The 16,208-nt window shown below is 64.2% G+C and carries 20 protein-coding genes and 1 riboswitch; of the genes, 15 read left to right on the top strand and 5 right to left on the bottom strand.

Annotated elements, in window-relative coordinates; genetic code table 11:
• Positions 1-179 precede the first annotated feature (179 nt).
• The 4 genes from BLT65_RS34875 to BLT65_RS34860 are packed head-to-tail and all read left to right on the top strand — an operon-like array spanning position 180 to position 2,094.
• Complete coding sequence (locus BLT65_RS34875) at positions 180-371, top strand: hypothetical protein (RefSeq protein ID WP_091786862.1); 192 nt, start codon at positions 180-182, stop codon at positions 369-371.
• Positions 372-387: 16 nt separating this feature from the next.
• On the top strand, positions 388-597 hold the full coding sequence (locus BLT65_RS34870; protein ID WP_091786916.1) for a DUF6726 family protein: 210 nt from the start codon (positions 388-390) through the stop codon (positions 595-597).
• A gap of 30 nt (positions 598-627) precedes the next feature.
• Complete coding sequence (locus tag BLT65_RS34865; RefSeq protein ID WP_042314539.1) at positions 628-1,353, top strand: hypothetical protein; 726 nt, start codon at positions 628-630, stop codon at positions 1,351-1,353.
• Between the two features lie 54 nt (positions 1,354-1,407).
• A complete protein-coding gene (locus BLT65_RS34860; RefSeq protein WP_007739199.1) occupies positions 1,408-2,094 on the top strand; it encodes a flagellar basal body L-ring protein FlgH in 687 nt (228 codons plus the stop codon).
• 124 nt (positions 2,095-2,218) lie between these two features.
• On the opposite strand, the gene BLT65_RS34855 is transcribed toward BLT65_RS34860, so the two are convergent.
• The 5 genes from BLT65_RS34855 to BLT65_RS34835 form a co-directional block, all read right to left on the bottom strand.
• Positions 2,219-2,965 carry a response regulator gene (locus BLT65_RS34855; RefSeq protein WP_009771308.1) on the bottom strand — a complete coding sequence of 249 codons (747 nt, stop codon included), beginning with the start codon at positions 2,963-2,965 and terminating at the stop codon, positions 2,219-2,221.
• Positions 2,966-3,883: 918 nt separating this feature from the next.
• Positions 3,884-4,411: a hypothetical protein gene (locus BLT65_RS34850; RefSeq protein WP_229512145.1), complete on the bottom strand. Its 528-nt coding sequence runs from the start codon at positions 4,409-4,411 to the stop codon at positions 3,884-3,886.
• A gap of 110 nt (positions 4,412-4,521) precedes the next feature.
• On the bottom strand, positions 4,522-5,019 hold the full coding sequence (locus BLT65_RS34845; protein WP_091786860.1) for a hypothetical protein: 498 nt from the start codon (positions 5,017-5,019) through the stop codon (positions 4,522-4,524).
• Between the two features lie 196 nt (positions 5,020-5,215).
• Positions 5,216-5,989: an SDR family NAD(P)-dependent oxidoreductase gene (locus BLT65_RS34840; protein ID WP_091786858.1), complete on the bottom strand. Its 774-nt coding sequence runs from the start codon at positions 5,987-5,989 to the stop codon at positions 5,216-5,218.
• Complete coding sequence (locus tag BLT65_RS34835) at positions 5,986-7,719, bottom strand: ABC transporter ATP-binding protein/permease (RefSeq protein WP_091786855.1); 1,734 nt, start codon at positions 7,717-7,719, stop codon at positions 5,986-5,988. The genes BLT65_RS34840 and BLT65_RS34835 overlap by 4 nt, the downstream gene beginning before the upstream one ends.
• 41 nt (positions 7,720-7,760) lie before the next feature.
• Here BLT65_RS34835 and BLT65_RS46725 point away from each other — a divergent pair, with 41 nt between their 5' ends.
• The 11 genes from BLT65_RS46725 to BLT65_RS34785 all read left to right on the top strand — a co-directional run bounded on the left by BLT65_RS46725 (position 7,761) and on the right by BLT65_RS34785 (position 16,029).
• A complete protein-coding gene (locus tag BLT65_RS46725; protein WP_143036611.1) occupies positions 7,761-7,988 on the top strand; it encodes a hypothetical protein in 228 nt (75 codons plus the stop codon).
• Positions 7,989-8,035: 47 nt separating this feature from the next.
• A riboswitch (TPP riboswitch) is annotated at positions 8,036-8,146 on the top strand.
• 230 nt (positions 8,147-8,376) lie between these two features.
• A complete protein-coding gene (locus BLT65_RS34830) occupies positions 8,377-9,516 on the top strand; it encodes an FAD-dependent oxidoreductase (protein ID WP_091786853.1) in 1,140 nt (379 codons plus the stop codon).
• Between the two features lie 10 nt (positions 9,517-9,526).
• Positions 9,527-9,724 carry a sulfur carrier protein ThiS gene (thiS, locus tag BLT65_RS34825; protein WP_091786850.1) on the top strand — a complete coding sequence of 66 codons (198 nt, stop codon included), beginning with the start codon at positions 9,527-9,529 and terminating at the stop codon, positions 9,722-9,724.
• A gap of 42 nt (positions 9,725-9,766) precedes the next feature.
• Entirely contained in the window at positions 9,767-10,591 is an 825-nt protein-coding gene (locus BLT65_RS34820) for a thiazole synthase (protein WP_035988932.1), read from the top strand.
• Positions 10,588-11,709 carry a thiamine phosphate synthase gene (gene thiE, locus BLT65_RS34815; protein ID WP_091786849.1) on the top strand — a complete coding sequence of 374 codons (1,122 nt, stop codon included), beginning with the start codon at positions 10,588-10,590 and terminating at the stop codon, positions 11,707-11,709. Before BLT65_RS34820 ends, thiE begins: the two co-directional genes overlap by 4 nt.
• 86 nt (positions 11,710-11,795) lie before the next feature.
• Positions 11,796-12,617, top strand: a complete 822-nt coding sequence (locus BLT65_RS34810; RefSeq protein ID WP_042313870.1) for an ABC transporter ATP-binding protein — start codon at positions 11,796-11,798, stop codon at positions 12,615-12,617.
• Entirely contained in the window at positions 12,614-13,381 is a 768-nt protein-coding gene (gene mlaE, locus BLT65_RS34805; protein ID WP_042313867.1) for a lipid asymmetry maintenance ABC transporter permease subunit MlaE, read from the top strand. The genes BLT65_RS34810 and mlaE overlap by 4 nt, the downstream gene beginning before the upstream one ends.
• Positions 13,382-13,459: 78 nt before the next feature.
• Entirely contained in the window at positions 13,460-14,014 is a 555-nt protein-coding gene (mlaD, locus tag BLT65_RS34800; protein WP_091786914.1) for an outer membrane lipid asymmetry maintenance protein MlaD, read from the top strand.
• An 11-nt stretch (positions 14,015-14,025) separates the two neighbouring features.
• The gene (locus BLT65_RS34795; protein WP_091786847.1) at positions 14,026-14,958 is read left to right on the top strand and encodes an MlaA family lipoprotein; all 933 of its coding nucleotides are present in this window, start codon (positions 14,026-14,028) and stop codon (positions 14,956-14,958) included.
• 136 nt (positions 14,959-15,094) lie between these two features.
• Positions 15,095-15,727 (top strand): MlaC/ttg2D family ABC transporter substrate-binding protein, encoded by a 633-nt coding sequence (locus tag BLT65_RS34790; RefSeq protein WP_091786844.1) that lies wholly within the window; start codon positions 15,095-15,097, stop codon positions 15,725-15,727.
• Between the two features lie 38 nt (positions 15,728-15,765).
• Positions 15,766-16,029, top strand: a complete 264-nt coding sequence (locus tag BLT65_RS34785; RefSeq protein ID WP_208545854.1) for an STAS domain-containing protein — start codon at positions 15,766-15,768, stop codon at positions 16,027-16,029.
• The last annotated feature ends 179 nt before the right edge of the window (positions 16,030-16,208 follow it).

Here is a 16,208-nt window from a genome sequence, read left to right as displayed (position 1 = left end):
TGCATTCGCAAGCGGTCGTAAGTACCTCAGAAATACGTGCGTTGCTTGAGCCATCGTGACAACGAGGCAGACGGGATCATTCGCTACGCCACACGCCGCCGTGTGCGCCGGACTCAGCGATGCTTTCGCGAACGGGCGCACGGCGATCCCGAAGACTCTCGCACTTCACGAGGTTTGCCATGACTGTTCAGAACAACCACTTCACCACGCAACTGCAAAGCATCGCCCGACCCTCCGCTGCCGAAAAGCCGTCCGCGCGCGGCACGTCCACGACGGCCACCGCGACGGCGACGGGCGACAAGGCGGGCGCCACGCAAACGCCCGCGTCGCCCGTCGGCATGGTCGGCAATCACGTCAACACGACGGCCTGACGTGCCGGAGTTCGTCGTGCCGAAATCACGCATTTACACGCGCGTAAGACGCGCTGCTGGGCGCCTCGCGATGTGGTCGGCCGTGGGCGCGGCGGTGCTGCCGCTCGACGGTTGCGCCGTCGCGGCGCTGCCGTGCCGGCTGACCTCGGCGACGCTGAAGATTCTGCCCGTCGTCGGCCATGTGGCTGCGACGCCGTTCGACGCCTGTGCCGCAGCCATCGACTGAGCTGCTGCCATCAGTTACGCGAGGCGAGCCATGCAACTCACTTCGATCGGGCGCGTGCTGACCGCATGCGCCGTGGCCGTGTCCTGTGCGCTGATGCCGTTCGTGGCGAGCGCGCAGAACATGTTGCCGCCGCAACAGGCGGCCGCGCTGCGCATGTCGGCGATCGGCGCGAAAAAGCGCACCGTCGACAAGCCGTTCGCGTTTCGCGGCATTCCGCTCGGCATCACGCTCGACGAATTTCGGGCCGTCTCGCGGGTGCGAGCGACGCCGCTCGGCAGCGTGCCTGTCTGCGAGACGGACAACGTCGCGGGCTCGCTCGGCATGCGGTTGAAGACCTCGCAAAGCCTGACGATCGCGTGCCAATGGGCGCATCGCGCGGCGGACGGGTGGGAAGTATCGCGTGCCGTCGTGGATGGCACGCCTGCTGACGAGCATGTGCTGCGCTTCGTGCGCGTCGATGGGCAGAGTGGCTTCCGTCTGTACGAGATTTCGTTCGTGATCGACGAGATCACGGCCGACGATCTGCGCGACGCGTTCGAGGACCGCTACGGCGCGCCGCGCACGGCGACACAGGTCAGCTCGCCGACGGCGGGCCAGCTGCCTGTCTACATCTGGGAAAACGACGTGAGTTCGATCACGTTGTGCCTGTTGCCCGCGACGCACAACGCGACGCTCATCTACCTGTTGAAGGACCCCGACGCGTATATGAAGTCGGTCGTGCGGCAATGGCAGGCGAGCAGTCCCGATGCAGGTTGACGGGAGATTTCGATTGGCTTCATTGCTTAATCACACGCAGACGCACGACACACCATGAACGCCATGCACATGCCACGCGCCGCCGCCGTGCTGACGAGCGCCGCCGTCTTCTACGCGCTCGCCGGTTGCGGTGCCACGAAAGATTCGATCGTCGACACGCCGATGCTGCCGCCGCTGTCGACCGCGCCGCTCAACGTGAACACGCAGGGCGCGATCTTTCAGGCGGGCACGGGGATTCTGCTTTACGAGACGCCGCGTGCGCAGCATATCGGCGACGTGCTGACGATCCGTCTGTCCGAGTCGTACACCGGCTCGAACAGCACGAATGCGCAGGCGAGCCGCGCGAGCGACATCACGGCCGAAGCCGCCGACAAATCGACGGGTACGGCGGCGCGTCTGGCGCGCCTGTTCAACATCGGCTCGGCGAGCACGACGTTCAAGGGGCAGGGATCGATTGCCGACACGAGCGGCATGACGGGCACGCTCGCCGTCACGGTGATCGGCACGATGCCGACGGGCAACCTGGTGGTGTCGGGCGAGAAGCTGATTTCGATGGGCGGCAACCGTGACCGGCTGCGTCTGTCGGGCATCGTGAACCCGAAGGATATCGAGTCGGGGAACTACGTCGCGTCGAGCAAGGTGGCGAACGCGCGCATCGAGCAGGCGGGGCAAGGCATGCTTGCTGATTCGACGACGCTTGGCTGGCTGCAGCGCATGTTCATGAGCGTGTTGACGTTCTGATGCCTGGCGCGGGCGATGCGGCTTGCGCGTTGGTTGTCGCGTTCATTCGCGCGTTCTTTCCTGCGTTGCTGCGCAGCCTGTCGGCGCTTGCCGATGCGTTCGTGAAGCGCGGCGTTGCAGCGTGTCAGAGATTCGCGACGGGCGCGTCGTAACGCTCCGCTGCGCCGATCTCGCCATCCGGCACGAACACATAGCCTTTGCCCCACACGGTCTGCACGTAGCGCGGCTCGGACGGATCGACTTCGATCAGCCGGCGCAAGCGCCAGATCGACACATCGAGGCTGCGATTGCGGTGCGTATCGGTGCCGCCGTGCAGTTTTTCGAGCAGTTGCGCGCGCGTGAGCACGGTCATCGCGTGCGAGACGAACACTTTGAGCATCGCGAATTCGCTGGACCGCAGGGCAATGCGTTCGCCGTCGCGGCGCAGTTCGCGCGCGGGGAAATTCACTTCGAAGCGACCGAAGCGATATGGCGCGCGATTTTCGGGCGCGCTTGGCGCTGCGCTTTCACGCCGGCGCAGCACGCTGCGGATGCGCGCGACGAGTTCGCTCGGATCGAATGGTTTGCCGAGATAGTCGTCCGCACCCAGTTCGAGACCGATCACGCGATCGATCACATCCGCGCGCGCGGTCAGCAGGATCACGGGGATGTTGTCCCCTGCGAGACGTAGCGCGCGTAATGCGCTGATACCGTCCAGCTCGGGCATCATGATGTCGAGCACGACGAGCGCGGGACGTTCGTGCTGCAGCGCCTGTTGCAGCGCCATGCCATTCTCGAGCACGGACACCGTGAAGCCACGGCCTTGCAGATAGTCGCGAACGATGTCTCGGACGACGGGGTCGTCGTCGACGACCATAATGGATGAGTTCATCCTGGCGATAGTAGTTGGGGTGCGCTTCGCGCGGAAGCTGGGGGTGCTTTCGAAATCTTTCATGCGTAAGAGGTTTTGGTTTTTTTGTCTGCGACGCTGGGTGGGGTTTTGCCGTTGTGCGGGTGTCCGGGTTTTGCTTTTTGTGTGCTGGCGGGGGCCGGTCGGTGTGTCTGCCTTTGCGCTGGCATCCGCGATTTGTTAGCGTGCTTCAAGCGTCGCCCCTGTGCGGGGCGGCACCTACTTTTCTTTGCCGCCGCAAAGAAAAGTAGGCAAAAGAAAGCGGCTCACACCGCCAGTTCTAGTTCTTGCCTGAGGGCCCCCAACGGGTCTTATGCTTCGTACGGCAGTGTCCTTGCTCGCGTGCGTTGCCAACGCGTTCAATGAGTGCCTCACCCGCTTCGCATTCCCATGCACGGGCTAGTGGCAGCGAATGGTTTGCGCCGCCCAGGTGGCAAACTGTGTGTAGGTTGTCGCGTCGTATAGCCTGGCGCTCTTACAGGGTGGGACGCGTGCGCTATCGGTTCGAAGTGAAGCGTGCGGAGCACCTAGGACCGACACACAGTTTGCCACCTGGGCGGCGGTGGCATAACCGGCATGGCGTGCCGTAGTGCGGGAGCGTGAAGCGGGTGAGGCGCACCGCAAGAGCGTTGGCAACCAACGTGAACAGGAAGGTTGCCGTGTGAAGCGAGGGACCAGTTGAGGGCCCTCAGGCAGGGAGAAATGTTGGCGGTGTTAGCCGCTTTCTTTTGCCTACTTTTCTTTGCGGCGGCAAAGAAAAGTAGGTGCCGCCCCGCACAGGGGCAACGCTTGAAGCGAGCTAACGCATCGCGGATGCCAGCGCAAAGGCAGACACACCGACCGGCACCGCGCGAAGCGCAAAGGCAAACAACACCCGCCCGGCAACGCCCCTGCGGAGCACTACTTCCCGATGGCAGAAGTCTGAATAGTCTCAACCTGCAAATCAGCGATCTGATTCACGACCATCTTATCGATCAACCCATCCAGCTTCACCGAAGCACTCGAATACCGATCGACCCCAAGCCCACCCGTCTGATACCGCGCGGTAACAAGAATCCGCCCATGCTGAATCAGCGTGAGATCGATCATGGAAAGATACTGCATCGGTTCGTCACTAAACGAGCGGCGCCCATAATCGACCGAAGCGTTATACACGAGCCGCGCCTCGCACCCAGCCGGCGACGTCCCCGGGTTATACACGTCAGATCGAATCCCGCGCTTATCGAGCGCAAGCTGCAACGCAGGCACGAAGTCGCCAACCGAAACCAGCTGGTTCACCTCGATGCAAACAGTGCTGATCTTCGCGCGCCGTCCGTTGATAAAGGTCGGCGACGAATAGTTCGAAGCGATCGCATAGCCCGCCTGAATCACGGACCCTGTCGCATCGGCGGCCGTAATCAGCGTCCACGCGCAACCGCCCAGCGACATCAAACAACACGCCGCGAGCAAGAACCGCAAAACATGCGCGAATGAAGAGGCGATCACGATGCGCTCGCGAACAGGCTGATTGAGATGACGTCAGGTCGTGTCAAGAACACTCAGCGCGCAATGCGCAGACGCAGTTCGTTCTGACCTTGCACGCTCGCCGTGACGCTCACGCGGCGGTCGGCCGTCTTCACGATGAAGTGCTGGCGCGTCGGCGTGTTGATGTCATGCACGACGTTCGGGAAGCACGCGGCGATATCCGCACCGATTTCTTCGAGCGGATCGTTGACGAAGCCGTCGGCTTCCCAGTGCGCGCGCCAGCGGCAGTCGTACGAATGCGCGTTGGCACGGCAATCATCGATCGGATCGACGCCCGGCAGCGTCGCAGCAGGCTCGTCGCGCAGCTTCTTGAAGTCGGCGGACGACACGATGTGCGACAGCGCGGGGCAGACGTCGGCGGGTTCGGCCTGCTTCACGGGCGCGGTCTGCGCGGCATTCGCTGCCGTCGCGAACAGCAGCACGGCCGTGGCCGTCAGCGCGGCGTCGCGGCCGGACTGCGTGATACGAAGAGACAAACGGGAAAGCGAGGGGAGGCGGCGGTCGAATGACATGGCAGGTATTTCCAGTGACGTTGAGTTTGCGTCGCGGGCTGCGCCAGGGGAGCGTTTGGCCCACGATGCAATCGTCGCTGGAAATGCCCGCGCGCAAAGCACGGAACAGCGCATGCGCTTCGGAAGTGCTTTCGAACTGTTCGAGAGTCTTTCAGGATGTTGCGCTGACTGTGAGCGCGTAAGGCTCGCGCGACGCTCAGCCGAGCGTCAGCCCGCCGTCGACGTGAATCACCTGACCGGTGATGTGACGTGCAGAGTCGGAAAGCAGAAAGGCGATCAGCGCGGCAATGTCGTCGGGTTCGGCGACCTGCCCGAGCGGTGTCGCCTCCGCCGCACGCGTCCACGCGGGCGCATTCTCCGCACTCGGCCCGCGATCCTTGCGCGTATAACCCGGCGCGACGCAATTCACCGTGACGCCGTGCGGCGCCAGTTCGGCTGCCGCCGTTTTTGCCAGCGACTCCAGCGCGGCCTTCGCGGCGGCGGTACCCGCAAACGCTGAATCCGCGCGATAGCGATGCGCGACGAACGAACTCACGGCCACGACGCGTCCGCGTTTCGATGTTTCGAGCGCAGACGCCGCCCGTTTGACGAGCGCGCCGAACGCAGCGGGCATCGCGGCGAACGACTCCGCGAGCGCATCGAAATCGAGCGTGCCGATGGTTTGACGCTGCGCGTGTCCCGCGTTGGCGACGATCTGGTCGAGCGCGCCAAAACGCGCGAGCGTCTGATGGACGGCATGTTCGGATGCGCCGCGTTCGGCGAGATCGGCAAGCACCGTTGCGCATGTCGCGCCGCTCGCCGCGCAGGTCGCCGCGACCTGATCGAGCCGCGCACGCGATGCGTCGTCCGCGCCGCGCGCGTGCAGCATCAGCGCGACACGCGGCGCCGCGATGCGCCGGGCGAGCGCGGCACCGATGCCGGAGCCCGCGCCCGTCACCAGCACGACGCGCTCGAACGGCGCGTCGCTCACGCGGCCTCGCGCTCGACCGCGCGCTCGATGAACAGCGTGTGCTCGTGGAACGCTTCGAGCGTCTTGCGATGCGCGACGCTGACGATCGCCGCGTTCGGCAGACGCTCGATCAGCGCGTTGTAGATGATGCTTTCGTTCTCGGGATCGAGCGCGCTCGTCGCTTCGTCGAGGAACAGGAAGTCGGGTTGTTGCAGCAACGCGCGTGCTGCGGCAAGACGCTGCTGCTCGCCCGGCGACAGCGAGCGTTCCCAATGCGTCGATTCGCCCAGGCGGTCCGCGAGTTCCGGCAAGCGGCACACGGTGAGCACTTCGCGGCACGCTTCATCCGAATAGGCGGAAGCCTCCGACGGATAGCAGAGTGCCGCCTTCAGCGTGCCGATGGGCAGATAGCTGCGCTGCGGGATGAACAGCAGCTTGGCATCCGTGGGCTTTTCGATCGTGCCTTCGCCGAACGGCCACAGGCCCGCTAGCGTGCGCATCAACGTGCTCTTGCCCGCGCCCGAAGGCCCGCGCACCAGCCAGCGCGTTTTCGGCGCGATGGTGAACGAGCCGACGTTCGCCATCGGCTCGCCGTTGGGACGCTGCAGACGAAGATTCGTCACTTCGATCGAATCATCATCCGTGACATGAACGTTGATGCCGCCGTGCGCGGTGCCTTCGACGACTGACTCATGCAGATGCTGCGAACGCATCACGCGATTGAATTCCCGCAGACGGTTGACGGTGGCGCGCCACTCGGCGAGCGAATCGTAATTGTTGATGAACCAGGAGAACGAATCGCTGACCGTGCCGAACGCGCCCGTCACCTGCTGGTACATGCCGAACGAGATGCTCTTCGAAAAGTACTTCGGCGCAGCCGCGATGTACGGAAAGACGATGGCCAGCTGCGAGTAACTGATGACGACGATGTTGAAGCGTCGCGTAAAGCGCATGATGAGGCGCCAGTTTTCGCGGATGTGTGAGAACACGCCCTTGAGCTGCTGCTCTTCCGAACGCTCGCCCTGATACAGCGCGATCTGATCGGCGTTCTCGCGGATGCGGATCAGCGAGAAACGGAAGTCGGCTTCCACACGCTGCTGCTGGTAGTTGATGGACACCAGCGGATGGTTGACCTTGTGCGTGACCCACGAGCCGGCAGCCGCGTAGATCAGCGCCGCCCACACCATGTAACCCGGAATCGAAAACTCCGTGCCGAACATGTGGAACGCGAACGCGCCCGACAGATTCCACAGGATCACGATGAACGAGAACAGTGTGACCGTGGTCGACAGCAGGCCGAGCGACAGATTCAGCGAGGCGCTGGCCAACCCTTGCAGGTCGGCGGAAACCCGCTGGTCGGGGTTGTCGGCGAGATTGTCGCGTTCGATCCGGTAGTACGCGCGGTCGCCCAGCCAGTCGTTCAGATAGCGGTTGGTGAGCCACTGCCGCCAGCGGAATTCGAGCATTTGCCGGAAGTACGTCCGGTACGAGCCGAGCAGGATCAGTGCGAGCGCAATGACCGTGAACTGCAGCAGCGAATATTTGAAGACGGGATAGTTGTATTGCTGGATCGCGTCGAAGAACGTGCGCTGCCAGGTGTTGAACCAGACGTTGGCCGCGACCATCGTCATATTCATCGCGATGACGAGCGCGAGCAGGCCCCGCGCTTTCCATCGATCCTCGGACACCCAGTAGGGCTTGATGAGGCCCCACGCGGTGATGTCCGACGGATTTTTCGAGTTGTCGATCATAAGCATCCTTTCATACGGTCGGCCGGGCGGCGGCGAGATGCATGCGCAGCGGCATGGTGCTGCTGTCGCATCCCGTCGAGTGGGTGGCCCGGCTGCGATTGTTCCGGCACCGACTTAATCTGAACTTAAGCGGACGTTTCACCGTGCCTCGGCGCGGCCTCGCCAACCCGACAAAGGCCTTGCAGTGGCGCGGCGTTCCGTCCGCATTGACGCGTGCCATTGTGCCAGAGCAACAGGGAACCTCGCCAAAATCAGCCGCGGCCGATTGAGGTCTGCCCGGGTTTGCGGCGCGCGCAGCTTTTATGGTCTAATGGTCCGGACGAAACAGGGGTGCTTCGTGCGCTGGCAGTCGCTGCAGCGAGGCTGAGAGAGACCCTTCGCACCCGATCCGGGTAATACCGGCGCGGGAAGTTTTCGGGAAGTATTTCCTGGAAGTTCTCCTTCCGCCGGGGCGGCGTTCCCGTTTTTTGTGAGCGCCCATGCCCGGCAGGCCTTGCCCGCCGGTTTCGTCCTTGGGTACGTGCGCACTTTGCCGTACGGAAAGGATTTGATGACCGCTCATTCTTCACCTATTCGCTTTATTGCTGCGGGTTTCGCCCGTCGTTTCGCCGTGGGCGCTCGGTTTGCGACGCGCGAGGCTTGCTTCGGAGCCACACGATGAGGACTTCTGCTCAACCGGATTTCGCCGTGATCGGCGGCGGGCTGTGCGGGCGTCTCGTCGCGTGGCAACTCGCGGGCGAGGGGCATCGCGTTGCACTTTATGAGCGCGGCGACGCGGCCGGCTCGCAGGCGGCCGCGTGGGTCGCCGCCGCGATGCTCGCGCCGCTCGCCGAGGCCGCCAGCGCCGAACTGCTGATTACGCGGCTGGGCGCGGCGTCGCTGGAAACGTGGCCGACCTTGCTCGCGCAATTGCCCGAGCCGGTGTTTTTCCAGCGCAACGGCTCGCTGATCGTCTGGCATCACAGCGATCGCGCCGAGGCGCCGCTCTTCGAGCGTCGGCTGCGCGCCAACGCGCCCGCCGAACTGCTCGATGGCGGACTCGTCGCGCTAGCGGGCGCGCAGGTCGGCGCGGCCGAGCCCGCGCTCGCCGGCCGCTTCACGCAAGGCTGGCTGCTGCCGCACGAAGGCCAGCTCGATAACCGCCAGGTGCTGTCGGCGCTGGCCGCAGGGCTGGCACAACGCGGCGTCGAGACGCACTGGAACACGTCCGTCAGCGACAGCGCGTTGCCGCCCGCGAAGGTCACGATCGATTGCCGCGGGTTGGGCGCGAAGCCCGTGATGCCGACCCTGCGCGGCATTCGCGGCGAAGTCGCGCGCGTCCACGCGCCCGGCATCGATCTGACGCGTCCGGTGCGGCTGCTGCATCCGCGCTATCCGCTCTATATCGCGCCGAAGCAGGACGATCTGTACGTGATCGGCGCGACGGAAGTGGAGGGCGAAGACATGTCGCCCGTCAGCGTGCGCTCGGCGCTCGAATTACTGAGCGCGGCGTTTTCGGTGCATCCCGGTTTCGGCGAGGCGCGCATTCTGGAACTGAACTCGCAATGCCGGCCTACTTTGCCCGACCATCGCCCCGTGCTGTTGTGGGACGGCGCGAGCACGCTGCGCGTGAACGGGCTGTACCGGCACGGCTACATGATCGTGCCCGAAGTCGCGGGCGAAGCGGTGCGCCTCGCGTCGGCGCTGCTCGATGGCCGCGTCGCCGATTCCGACGGTTTCACCGACTGGCAGCGCAACGCGCGCTGGAGCGAGCTGTTCCGGCTGGACCGCGAGGCCGCTGTCACTCTCAATGTTTGAACTCATAGACATGGACATCCAGATCAACCAGAAGCCGCTGTCGCTGCCCGAAGGCGCGACTGTCGCCGACGCGCTCAGCGTGTACGGCGCGCGGCCGCCGTTCGCCGTCGCGCTGAACGGCAATTTCGTCGCGCGTGGGCAGCATGCGGCGCGTGCGTTGCAGGCGGGCGACAAGCTCGACGTCGTGCATCCCGTCGCGGGCGGCTGAGGCCAGGCCACGCGACGCAAGCCACTGACAAGGAATCACACAATGAACTCACACGCGAACGCACCCGCCGACGCGCTCACGCTTTACGGCGAAACCTTCCAGAGCCGCGTGCTGCTGGGCACGTCGCGCTATCCGTCGCTGCAGTCGCTGTCGGATTCGATCGCGGCGTCGAAGCCGGGCATGGTGACGGTCGCGCTGCGCCGGCAGATGAGCGAGGGCGGCGCGGAAGCCGGCTTCTTCGATCTCCTCAAGCGCCACGGCGTGCCGCTGCTACCGAACACGGCCGGCTGCCAGACGGTGAGCGAGGCGGTCACGACGGCGCACATGGCGCGCGAAGTCTTCGACACCGACTGGATCAAGCTCGAACTGATCGGCGACGACTACACGCTGCAGCCTGACCCGGTTGGCCTGATCGAAGCGGCTGCGCAACTGGTGAAGGACGGCTTCAAGGTGCTGCCTTATTGCACGGAAGATCTCGTAATCGGCCGGCGTCTGCTCGATGCGGGCTGCGAAGCGCTGATGCCGTGGGGCGCGCCCATCGGCACGGGCAAGGGCGTCGTGAATCCGTATGGCTTGCGCGTGCTGCGCGAGCGTTTGCCCGACGTGCCGCTGATCGTCGACGCGGGCCTCGGCGTGCCGTCGCATGCGTGCCAGGTGATGGAGTGGGGCTTCGACGGCGTGCTGCTGAACACGGCCGTCTCGCAGGCTACGCATCCGGAGACGATGGCGCGCGCCTTTGCGATGGGCGTGGAAGCGGGCCGCGAGGCTTATCTGGCTGGCCCGATGGCCGAACGTGAAACTGCCCATGCGAGCACGCCCGTCGTCGGCATGCCGTTCTGGCATCAGGATGGGAGCGCTGCGGCATGACGGAGACTCTGAAACTCGCGGGCCGCGACCTGTTCTGGCCACCCGCCGACGAACTCACGGAAGCGGCCGAACGCATCCGCGCGCGCCTCGGCGACTGGCCGCCTACGCACGTTAACTGGCGCATCTGCCTGACAGCGCCCGACGACGCGAATGGCGGCGACCTGATCGTCTTCACCGACCTGAAGCAAAGCAGCGAACAGCACGTCGAGCAGATCGCGCGCTGGCAGACACAGGGCGCGGGCGTGATCGAGGCGGCGGCGGGCCGCGCGGTGCTGCATCTGGGCGGCGTGCGTTATCAGCTGGAAGGCCATCTCGCGGAAGACTGGATTGCCGCGCTCGCCGCGTTTCTCGATTGCGGTTTCGATCCGCACGATGCGCTGGTGCTCGCGCTCGCGTGGCGCGACGGCGACGAAACGAAATCCGACGATGCGTGGCCGTGTGACATCTCGCGTTTCCCGCGCGTCGCCGGTTTGCCGGACGCGCCTGCGCAAGCTTTTGCCGCATGCCCGGACGCACTCGGCATTTACGCGGTGCTGCCGACGGCGGAATGGGTCGAGCGCGTGGCCGGCTTCGGTGTGAAGACGTTGCAACTGCGTCGCAAGACGGCGGAGCCGGAAGAACTGAAGCGGGAAATCGCGCGTTCGGTTGCGGCGGGCCGCGAGCACGACGCGTGCGTTTTCATCAACGATCACTGGCAGGCGGCCATCGACGCGGGCGCGTACGGCGTCCACCTCGGCCAGGAAGACGTGCATACGGCGGATCTGCACGCTTTGTCGAAGGCAGGCGTGCGCCTCGGCCTGTCGACCCACGGTTACTACGAAATGCTGACCGCGCTGCACTTCCGTCCGAGCTACATCGCGCTTGGCGCCGTGTTTCCGACCACGACGAAAGTGATGCCGACCGCGCCGCAAGGTCTGGCAAGGCTCGCGCGCTACGTGAAATTGCTGGAAGGCGTCGTGCCGCTCGTCGCAATCGGCGGGATTAGCGGGGATGTGCTTCCGCAAGTGCTTGCTACCGGCGTGAAAAGCGCCGCCGTCGTGCGCGCGATCACGGAAGCCACCGATCCCGCGTCAGCCGCGGTGGCGTTACAAAAGGCGTTTTTGCAACAAAAAGTTTAGAAAAGTTAAATCGTTAGCGTCGTCAAGGCAGGGTTTGCACGAAGGCCCTATAATTCGGCCTTCCGTGTAAAAGGACTGTCAGCTACGTGCCTTCCTCTTCCGAGACCCTCCTTGAACTGCGCGACGTCGACTTCGGCTACGGCGAGCGGCTCGTCCTGTCGAACCTGAATCTGCGCTTCAAACGCGGCCAGGTGGTGGCGGTCATGGGCGGCTCGGGGTGCGGCAAAACGACCGTGCTGCGGCTGATCGGCGGCCTGGTGCGCGCGCAGCGCGGCCAGGTGCTGTTCCACGGGCAGGACATCGGCGCGCAGACGCGTGAAGGCCTGTACGAGCTGCGTCGCAAGATGGGCATGCTGTTCCAGTTCGGCGCGCTTTTCACCGACATGTCGGTGTTCGAAAACGTCGCCTTCGCCCTGCGCGAGCACACCGATCTCCCAGAAGAACTGATCCGCGACCTCGTGTTGATGAAGCTCAACGCGGTCGGGCTGCGCGGCGCACGTGATCTGGCGCCGTCGGAGATTTCGGGCGGCATGGCCCGCCGCGTGGCGCTCGCCCGCGCCATCGCGCTCGATCCCGAACTGATGATGTACGACGAGCCGTTCGCCGGTCTCGACCCCATTTCGCTCGGCATCACGGCCAACCTGATTCGCGCGCTCAACACGGCGCTCGGCGCGACCTCGATCCTCGTCACGCACGATGTGCCCGAGTCGTTCGCGATCGCCGATTACGTCTACTTCCTCGCGAACGGCGGTGTCCTCGCCGAAGGCACGCCCGCCGAGCTGCGTGCATCGACGGACCCGACCGTGCGCCAGTTCATCGACGGCACACCCGACGGTCCGTTCAAATTTCACTATCCGAGCAGCACGCCGCTCGCGGCGGATTTCGGCATTGGCGGAGGCCGCGCATGATCAGCTTCATCGGCCGTTCCGTCATCTGCGGGCTTGGACAGACGGGTTATGCGACGCGCATGTTCGTGCGCCTCGTGCTCGAATTCTTCCCGCTGCTGCGCCGTCCGCGTCTTGTCACGAAGCAGATCCACTTCGTCGGTAACTATTCGCTGGTGATCATCGCGGTGTCGGGGCTGTTCGTCGGCTTCGTGCTCGGCTTGCAGGGTTACTACACGCTCAACCGCTACGGTTCCGAACAGGCGCTCGGTCTGCTGGTCGCGCTGTCGCTGGTGCGCGAACTCGGGCCTGTCGTGACGGCGCTGCTGTTCGCCGGGCGTGCGGGCACGTCGCTCACGGCCGAAATCGGCCTGATGAAGGCGGGCGAGCAACTGACGGCAATGGAAATGATGGCCGTTGATCCTTTAAAAGTGGTCGTCGCGCCGCGCATGTGGGCGGGCATCATTTCTATGCCGATTCTCGCGGCGATTTTCAGCGCGGTGGGCGTGCTCGGCGGCTACGTGGTGGGCGTGCTGATGATCGGCGTCGACGCCGGCGCGTTCTGGTCGCAGATGCAGGGCGGTGTCGATGCGTATCGCGACGTCGGCAACGGCGTGATCAAGAGCATCGTGTTCGGCTTCGCGGTGACGTTCATCGCGCTCTATCAAGGGTACGAAGCGAAGCCCACGCCGGAAGGCGTGTCGCGCGCGACGACCAAGACAGTCGTCTACGCGTCGCTGGCCGTGCTCGGTCTCGATTTCCTGCTGACCGCGCTGATGTTCAGCTAGGCGGTGGCGAGCCCACCTTCGCGCGGTGCGCCGCGCAGCGCTTGCGCCGCAGCGGCATAGATTCTCTTTGGGATGACGATGAAAAAAACTGCTCTCGATTTCTGGGTAGGTCTGTTCGTGGTGCTCGGCTTCATCGCGTTGCTGTTCCTCGCGCTGAAGGCGGGCAACATGAGCTCGCTGTCGTTTCAGGCAACGTACCCGGTCAAGCTGAAGTTCGACAATATCGGCGGCCTCAAGGTGCGCGCGCCCGTGAAGAGCGCGGGCGTGACGGTGGGCCGCGTCGAATCGATCGGCTTCGACAGCAATTCGTATCAGGCGCTCGTGACGCTCGATATCGACAAGCAGTATCAGTTTCCGAAAGACACGTCCGCGAAGATTCTAACGTCGGGCCTGTTGGGTGAGCAGTACATCGGTCTTGAGCCGGGTGGCGACAGCGAAATGCTGAAAGCCGGCGACACGATCACGATGACCCAATCGGCTATCGTCCTGGAGAATCTGATCGGGCAGTTCCTGTATAGCAAGGCAGCGGATTCGGGCGCTGCCAAACCCGGTGCATCTGCTGCGGCGCCCGCGCCGGCAGACCCGGCTCCTGCGGCTTCGGCCGCAGCCGCTTCGGGCGCATCGGGCCAATAAGGAGAATAACAATGAACACGACACGCTTACGTGTCGCGGGGATCACGCTGGCGGTGGCAGCGCTGGCGGGTTGCGCAACCGTTCAGAACCCGACGAAGGAAGATCCGATCGAGGGCTTCAACCGTACGGTCTTCACGTTCAACGACACGCTCGACAAGTACGCGTTGAAGCCGGTCGCGAAGGGCTACGTGTTTGTCACGCCGCAACCGGTGCGTGACAGCGTCACGAACTTCTTCTCGAACATCGGCGACGTGTACATCGCGGCGAACAACCTGCTGCAGCTGAAGATCGCCGATGGCGTATCGGACATCATGCGGATCGTGATCAACACGATCTTCGGTGTCGGCGGCCTGTTTGACGTCGCCACGCTTGCGAAGCTGCCGAAGCACGACAACGACCTCGGCCTGACGCTCGGTCACTATGGCGTGCCGCCTGGTCCGTATCTGGTGCTGCCGCTGTTCGGGCCGAGCACGGTGCGCGACGGCGTGGGCATGGTGGGCAACTACTTCATCAATCCGCTCACGTACGTGCAGCCGGATAGCGTGAGCTGGGCGCTCTACGGTCTGAACGTGGTCAACACGCGCGCGAACCTGCTGAACGCAAGCGACGTGCTCGAAGGCGCGGCGCTCGACAAATACTCGTTCGTGCGTAACGCGTATCTGCAGCGCCGCCGCTATCTGCTGACGGGCGGCAATGCGTCGACGGGGCTGCCGGACTACGGCAGCGAAGCACCGCTGCCGAAATACGAAGACGTGGATGGCGGCGCGGCAACTGCGCCCGCAACCACGCCGGCTTCGGCGCCGGAGGCGGCTTCGGGTGCGTCTTCGAACGAGCCAGCGGGTGCGCCGCAGCCGGCGTCGGGCACCGATGCGCCGCCGACCGTCCCCGGTGGCCAGATCGTGCCGCCGGCGCACTTCGGCTATCCGTCGCTGAAGCTGCACTGAGGCATAACAAATGCGAGCGGCGTATCCGTCTGTCGTAACACTCGGATACGTTTCTCGCAGTTTGGGCGTGGATGACGGCTGAACTCGCGTGATATCGTCGCCTCCAACCTAAGCTAAATTTTTTGCAGGACTGGAAATGAAAAAATTCTTCTTCTTTATCCCGTTTATTGCAGCTCTCTTTGCGTTCAGTGGCGCGGCGTCCGCGCAAGCCGTCGATAGCAGCAATCCCGACGCGATGGTCAAGACTGTCACGCAGCAGGTGATCGACGCCGTGCGCGCCGACAAGACGATCCAGAGCGGCAACATCAATGCTGTCACGAAGCTCGTGAACGAGAAGATTCTTCCGTACACGGACTTCCGCCGCACGACGCAACTCGCAATGGGCCGCAACTGGCGCACGGCGACGCCGGAGCAGCAGAATGCCGTGGTCGAGCAGTTCAAGACGCTGCTGATCCGTACGTATTCGGGCGCCCTCGCTCAGGTGAAGGACCAGGAAATCCAGTACAAGCCGTTCCGCGCGAGCCCGGAAGACACCGACGTGGTGGTCCGCTCGGTCGTGATGAACAACGGCTCGCCCGTCGAACTCGACTACCGTCTGTACAAGACGCCGCAAGGCTGGCGCGTGTATGACCTGAACGTGCTCGGCGCATGGCTGATCCAGGCGTACCAGCAGCAGTTCAACGAGCAGATCCAGAAGAGCGGTGTCGACGGTCTGATCCAGTTCCTGACGGCACGCAACCAGCAACTCGCGAACGGCAAACAGTCGTGAACAACTTTGTCAGCGCGCCGGTAAGCACGGCCGTCAACATGTTCGAAACCGGCAGCACTTTGACCCACGCGAGCGCGAAGGCCGCGCTTGCGGCGGGTCTCGCGCGCATTAGCAGCGGCGCGACGGCGGTCGACTGCGCGGCGCTCACGCAATTTGATTCGTCGGCGCTGGCCGTGCTGCTCGCATGGCAACGCGCGGCGAGCGCGCGCGGCACGCCGCTCGTCGTCGTCAACCTCCCTGCGGGGCTGTCCAGTCTCGCGCAAGCATACGGTGTCGATACCCTGATCACCGTACGACATTGACGCTCTCGCGTCAGTGAGCCTTGCGCCGCGTTTCACCCTTTGCGCTGGCTCACGTTCTCCCAAGGCAAGTCGGCCGGTTCGACTTTTGCCCTATAATCAAACGTTTTTTGGCGCGTGGCCGTTTCATCCCGCATCGCGGAAACGGCCGTAGAGGTTGCAACAGCAGCGCAAGCGGTCTT

It is taken from the genome of Paraburkholderia steynii (genome assembly GCF_900100565.1).
Lineage (GTDB): Bacteria > Pseudomonadota > Gammaproteobacteria > Burkholderiales > Burkholderiaceae > Paraburkholderia > Paraburkholderia terrae.
This window is presented reverse-complemented; position numbering and strand designations above follow the sequence as displayed.

What these genes read in the sequence shown, in the direction of transcription:
- BLT65_RS34875 (WP_091786862.1), top strand. Translation starts at nt 180, where the DNA reads ATGACTGTTCAGAACAACCACTTCACCACGCAACTGCAAAGCATCGCC.
- BLT65_RS34865 (WP_042314539.1), top strand. Translation starts at nt 628, where the DNA reads ATGCAACTCACTTCGATCGGGCGCGTGCTGACCGCATGCGCCGTGGCC.
- BLT65_RS34860 (WP_007739199.1), top strand. Translation starts at nt 1,408, where the DNA reads ATGAACGCCATGCACATGCCACGCGCCGCCGCCGTGCTGACGAGCGCC.
- BLT65_RS34855 (WP_009771308.1), bottom strand. Translation starts at nt 2,965, where the DNA reads ATGAACTCATCCATTATGGTCGTCGACGACGACCCCGTCGTCCGAGAC.
- BLT65_RS34850 (WP_229512145.1), bottom strand. Translation starts at nt 4,411, where the DNA reads ATGTCGCTGGGCGGTTGCGCGTGGACGCTGATTACGGCCGCCGATGCG.
- BLT65_RS34845 (WP_091786860.1), bottom strand. Translation starts at nt 5,019, where the DNA reads ATGTCATTCGACCGCCGCCTCCCCTCGCTTTCCCGTTTGTCTCTTCGT.
- BLT65_RS34835 (WP_091786855.1), bottom strand. Translation starts at nt 7,719, where the DNA reads ATGATCGACAACTCGAAAAATCCGTCGGACATCACCGCGTGGGGCCTC.
- BLT65_RS46725 (WP_143036611.1), top strand. Translation starts at nt 7,761, where the DNA reads ATGCGCAGCGGCATGGTGCTGCTGTCGCATCCCGTCGAGTGGGTGGCC.
- BLT65_RS34830 (WP_091786853.1), top strand. Translation starts at nt 8,377, where the DNA reads ATGAGGACTTCTGCTCAACCGGATTTCGCCGTGATCGGCGGCGGGCTG.
- thiS (WP_091786850.1), top strand. Translation starts at nt 9,527, where the DNA reads ATGGACATCCAGATCAACCAGAAGCCGCTGTCGCTGCCCGAAGGCGCG.
- BLT65_RS34820 (WP_035988932.1), top strand. Translation starts at nt 9,767, where the DNA reads ATGAACTCACACGCGAACGCACCCGCCGACGCGCTCACGCTTTACGGC.
- thiE (WP_091786849.1), top strand. Translation starts at nt 10,588, where the DNA reads ATGACGGAGACTCTGAAACTCGCGGGCCGCGACCTGTTCTGGCCACCC.
- mlaE (WP_042313867.1), top strand. Translation starts at nt 12,614, where the DNA reads ATGATCAGCTTCATCGGCCGTTCCGTCATCTGCGGGCTTGGACAGACG.
- mlaD (WP_091786914.1), top strand. Translation starts at nt 13,460, where the DNA reads ATGAAAAAAACTGCTCTCGATTTCTGGGTAGGTCTGTTCGTGGTGCTC.
- BLT65_RS34795 (WP_091786847.1), top strand. Translation starts at nt 14,026, where the DNA reads ATGAACACGACACGCTTACGTGTCGCGGGGATCACGCTGGCGGTGGCA.
- BLT65_RS34790 (WP_091786844.1), top strand. Translation starts at nt 15,095, where the DNA reads ATGAAAAAATTCTTCTTCTTTATCCCGTTTATTGCAGCTCTCTTTGCG.
- BLT65_RS34785 (WP_208545854.1), top strand. Translation starts at nt 15,766, where the DNA reads ATGTTCGAAACCGGCAGCACTTTGACCCACGCGAGCGCGAAGGCCGCG.